Annotated in this window: 4 protein-coding genes and 1 pseudogene; 4 read left to right on the forward strand and 1 reads right to left on the reverse strand. The window is 68.7% G+C overall.

Annotated elements, in window-relative coordinates:
- Positions 1-356: pseudogene (locus RWR81_RS12605) on the forward strand (diaminohydroxyphosphoribosylaminopyrimidine deaminase); the annotation flags it as partial.
- A 284-nt stretch (positions 357-640) separates the two neighbouring features.
- On the opposite strand, the gene RWR81_RS12610 reads toward RWR81_RS12605, so the two are convergent.
- The gene (locus tag RWR81_RS12610) at positions 641-2,251 is read right to left on the reverse strand and encodes a cation:proton antiporter (protein ID WP_314458071.1); all 1,611 of its coding nucleotides are present in this window, start codon (positions 2,249-2,251) and stop codon (positions 641-643) included.
- Positions 2,252-2,436: 185 nt separating this feature from the next.
- Here RWR81_RS12610 and RWR81_RS12615 point away from each other — a divergent pair, with 185 nt between their 5' ends.
- From RWR81_RS12615 to RWR81_RS12625, 3 genes are all read left to right on the forward strand, one after another.
- A complete protein-coding gene (locus RWR81_RS12615; protein WP_314458072.1) occupies positions 2,437-2,625 on the forward strand; it encodes a DUF2191 domain-containing protein in 189 nt (62 codons plus the stop codon).
- A 51-nt stretch (positions 2,626-2,676) separates the two neighbouring features.
- Positions 2,677-3,273, forward strand: coding sequence for a TA system VapC family ribonuclease toxin (locus tag RWR81_RS12620; protein WP_314458074.1), 597 nt, complete (start codon positions 2,677-2,679; stop codon positions 3,271-3,273).
- Positions 3,185-4,305: DUF4921 family protein (locus tag RWR81_RS12625; RefSeq protein ID WP_314458073.1), on the forward strand; the 1,121-nt coding region annotated here is incomplete at its 3' end. The genes RWR81_RS12620 and RWR81_RS12625, both read left to right, overlap by 89 nt.

Genomic DNA, 4,305 nt, shown 5'->3' on the forward strand with positions numbered 1-4,305 from the left:
TCAGCGTCGTCGACGTCCGCGAGGTGGCCCAGGCGCATATCGCCGCCGCCTTCCTACCCGATGCCCACGGCCGCTACATCGCTTCCGCCGAGGACACCGACATCTTCGCACTCACAAGCACTCTGCTGCCGCGCTTCGGCAGGTCGCTCCCGTTGCCGCGGCGCGCCCTGCCTCGGCCCGTCGTCGTGGCCATGGCGCCCAGACTCGGACAGACTCGAACCTATATTCGGCGCAACGTGGGTTACGTGGTCCGCGCCGACGCCTCCCGGAGCCGCCTCGAACTGGGCACCCGTTACCGACCGGCCCAGACGTCCATGGAGGAGATGGTCGAGCAGATGCTCACCCAGCAGGGATAGTCGCCCACCTGCTCCGCCCTCTTCCACCGGCTGGGGACATTCCGCGCGGCCGGGGACAAAACTCACCCGGTGGGGACCTTCGACGCCTCCGGGGACAGGGATCCTGTCCCCGGAGGCGCAACATGTCCCCCACCGGAGTGGAACGTCCCCGGCCGCGCGACGTGTCCCCCGTCGGCGCGAGGTTGGACGAGAGGCCCGGCCCCGCCGAGCCGGTCACGTTTCGCGTGACCCTACGTTTTTCCTGCCAAGTCAGGCGAGAAATACCCGGCCCGCCGGAAGACGGGTCACTCGCCGCGGGGCCGACGACGCCGGGCGGCGCGGGACGTTCCGCCGCGCCGACGCAGGTGGTGCCAGCGCTCGCGCCACTGGGCGTGGTCCTGCTCGATCTGGGCCAGACGTGCGGCCAGATGGTGCGACTCCTCCACCGACAGTCCGTGAGCGTGCAGCCCCAGGTCGGCAAGGCGCGCGACAACAGGGGCCGCCCGCTCACGCAGGTCGGGCAGGCCCACCAGGTCGGGCTGCGTCGGCCACTCCCTCCCTCCGGGCGGAGTGCGCTCGCCCGCCGGCAGCCTGATGCCACCCGGCGGCGACGCAGGTCGCTGCGGCTCCGAAACCTGCTCACCGGCCGGGACGGAGGCCTCCTCCGGGGTGCGGCCGTCGGGTGCGGCCGGCCCCTGGACCACGCGCATCACCTCGTTGACCGGAACGTGGTCGCTCCTGCGCCCCAGCCCCAGCCCCGCCGCCGGCAGGACGAGCACCGAGAGCACCCCGGCCAGCACGAGCGTGGAGGCGAAGGATGTCGACATGGCCTCGGCGCTGACCGCCACCTGGGTGACAGCCACGATGATGGGCAGCGCCGTCGTCGAGTAGACCGCTATCTGGAGGCTCTGACGCATCGAGTAGGCGCGCGAGCCGTCCCGGCGCCGCTCCGCGCGGGAGGCCAGCCACACCGGCACGCCCCGCACGAGCACCAGCAGCACGAAGAAGGCCAGCAGGTTGACCACGTCACCGGCACTGAGACTCAGATCGATGCCCATGCCGGAGGTGACGAAGAAGATCGGCACGAAGAACCCGTAGGCGAGACCGTCGAGCTTCTCCTCGAACTGGGCGTCACCCTCGGGCAGGACATGGCGCAGGACGAATCCGGCGGCGAAGGCCCCCAGGATGACGTCGAGGTCGAACACGGCGGCGATCGCGCACAGCCCCACCAGGAGCAGGACTGTGGCGCGGATGGTGGTCTGCGCCGTCGTCGACGCGCCCAGGTGGATGGCTTCCACCAGTCGGCGCCCCACACGCTTGACACGGCTGGTGAAGCGGACGATGAGCAGGGTGATGATGAGGAAGACCGCCAGGATCACCAGACTCGCCCAGGTGGAGCGCGACCCCAGCAGCAGCGCCATGAGGAGGATCGGGCCGACCTCGCCGACGGCACCGTGATTGAGGATCGAGGCTCCCACCGCCGTCGACAACAGACCTCGGTCGCGCAGGATCGGCAGGATCGTTCCGATCGCCGTCGAGGTCATGGCGATGGCAATGGCGATGCCGTTGGCCGACAGCGCACCACCGGAGACCCCGATGACCGTCACGGCCCCGAAGGCCAGGCCCAGCGAGAGTATCCAGGCGACGGCTGCGTGTCGCCCACCGGCGCCGCGCAACTCGTTGAGGTCGATCTCGTAGCCGGCCATGAGGAAGAGGAAGGCGACGCCGAGCTCGCGCAGCAGCTCGATGGAGGCCCCCTCACCGGCCAGCTCCAGGCCGTGGGGGCCGATGACCATTCCGCCCAGGATGAGGAGGACGACCTCGGGCACGAGCCGTTTGGGGACGGTCCAGGAGACCAGCGGCGCCACGAAGGCCACCGCGACGATGAGCAGCAGTGAGGTGAAGACCTCGGCCATATCGTCTCCTTGTCTCCAGTCGGGTGCGGGGGTGCGGGAAGTGCGGAGCGCAGGGCCGGGCCCGGCGCACAGACCCACACGAGCCAGTGAGACTACCCCGACCTCGGACGGCCGGGCCCGCATCAGGAGCCACAACAGCTCAGCGGCTCATTGATGACGTGATGCGCTGATGCGATCATGATCGTATGAGGACGACACTTGAGATCGACGACCGGGTCCTGTCCCTGGCTCGTGAACGCGCTCATCGCGACGGAGTGTCACTCGGGCGCGCCGTCTCCGATCTCGCACTCCAGGGAATCTCCCACCGGGGCCGCACCAGTAGGCACGGGATCCCCTTGTTCTTCCCGCCCGCAGGCCAGCAGGCTCATGGGTGACACCGGAACTCATCGAGCAGTACCGAGATGACGACCACTGATCGCCTGTGACTGCTTGACGTCAATGTCCTCGTAGCGTTGTCGCCACCCAACCATGCTCACCATGAGGTGGTCAGCACCTGGTTCGATGCCGTGGATCAGTGGGGGACCTGCTCCATCACCCAAGCCGCCTACCTGCGTCTCCTCATGAATCCTCGAGTCACTGGATTCGAGATCGCGGCCTCTGAAGTGCTCTCCGGACTCAGTGATCTGACGTCACTTGGCGATCACGTGTTCCTCGTCGATGACGCTCCCCCTGCTGAGCCGTCCATCATCTTTTCGAGACTGAAGGGTCCCAAACCGGTCACCGACCTGCACCTGGTGGACCTCGCGGCACATCACAACGCTGTTCTCACCACCATGGACGGACGCATGACTCAGGCGCTCACGTCCCAGGATCGGCGACATATCGAGCTCATCCCCCCTGTAAGCAGGACTCACCGCCCACAAAGGAGAACCGGAAACCCACCATCAGGGCCACTGGGCGCGCGGGAGTCTCACAACACGTCACAATGGGGGCATGCTCATGCCGTACGCCCCCTCCGCCGAACCACTCACGCGCCTGGCCGACGGGACGGTCAAGCAGATCAACCCCTTCACCGGTACTGAGGTGTGGACCGTTCCGGGCCGCGCCAACCGCCCCATCTCGCACCCGGTGGCCGAGGTCCGCCCGCTCGAGGCGGCCGACCGCACCCACAGCTGCGCCTTCTGCTCGGCGCGCTACCTGGAGACGCCCCCGGAGAAGGCGCGCGTCGTGCGCCGGGCCGACGGCGGTCTCGAGCGTCTCGACGCCGTGCCCGCCTCCGCCCTGTTCGACACGGTGGCCGAGTTCCGGCGGGTGCCCAATCTCTTCGAGATCCTCTCCTTCGACTACTGGCACATCAACCACGGCTACGAGATCCCCGACGCCGCCCGTGAGCGCATGGAGGCCTACCTGGCCGAGCCGGCCGGCGTCGAGCACGTGGAGCGGGTGGCGCGCACCAAGCTGGCGGCCGCGGGCGCGGACCCGGACTCCTGGGACTCGATGGACGAGCGGACTCGTCGCACCTTCCTGGCGGCCTTCTTCGCCGGGGGCCACGACGTCATCATCGGTCGGCGCCACTTCACCGACGACGCCGTCGACACCTCCGCCCTGGCCGGCTCGGGGACGCTGAGCGTGGCAGAGCACCGCGCCTACACGCGCCTGGCGATCCACGCGATGCAGAGCCTGTACGAGGCCAACCGGTGGGTGCGCTACGTGGCCGTCTTCCAGAACTGGCTACGGCCTGCCGGGGCGAGTTTCGACCACCTGCACAAGCAGCTGGTGGGCATCGACGAGCGCGGTGTGACCAGCCAGCTGGAGCTGCAGAAGGTGCGGGCCAACCCCAACCTGTACAACGAGATGGCGGTGGACTACGCCTCCTACCAGGGGCTGCTCGTGGCGAGCAACGAGCACGCGGTGGCCTTCGCCGGGTTCGGGCACCGCTACCCGACACTGGAGGTGTACTCGACGTCGACCAGGTCCGAGCCGTGGCTCATGAGCCGCGAGGAGGTCGACGCCGTCGCCGACCTGGTCCACGCCCTGCACGCGGCCACGGGCGCGGACGTGCCCAGCAACGAGGAGTGGCACCACAAGCCCCTCGACGTGGACCAGCCCATGCC

Origin of the sequence: uncultured Actinomyces sp. (assembly GCF_963526355.1) — a bacterium.
Classification (GTDB): domain Bacteria; phylum Actinomycetota; class Actinomycetes; order Actinomycetales; family Actinomycetaceae; genus Actinomyces.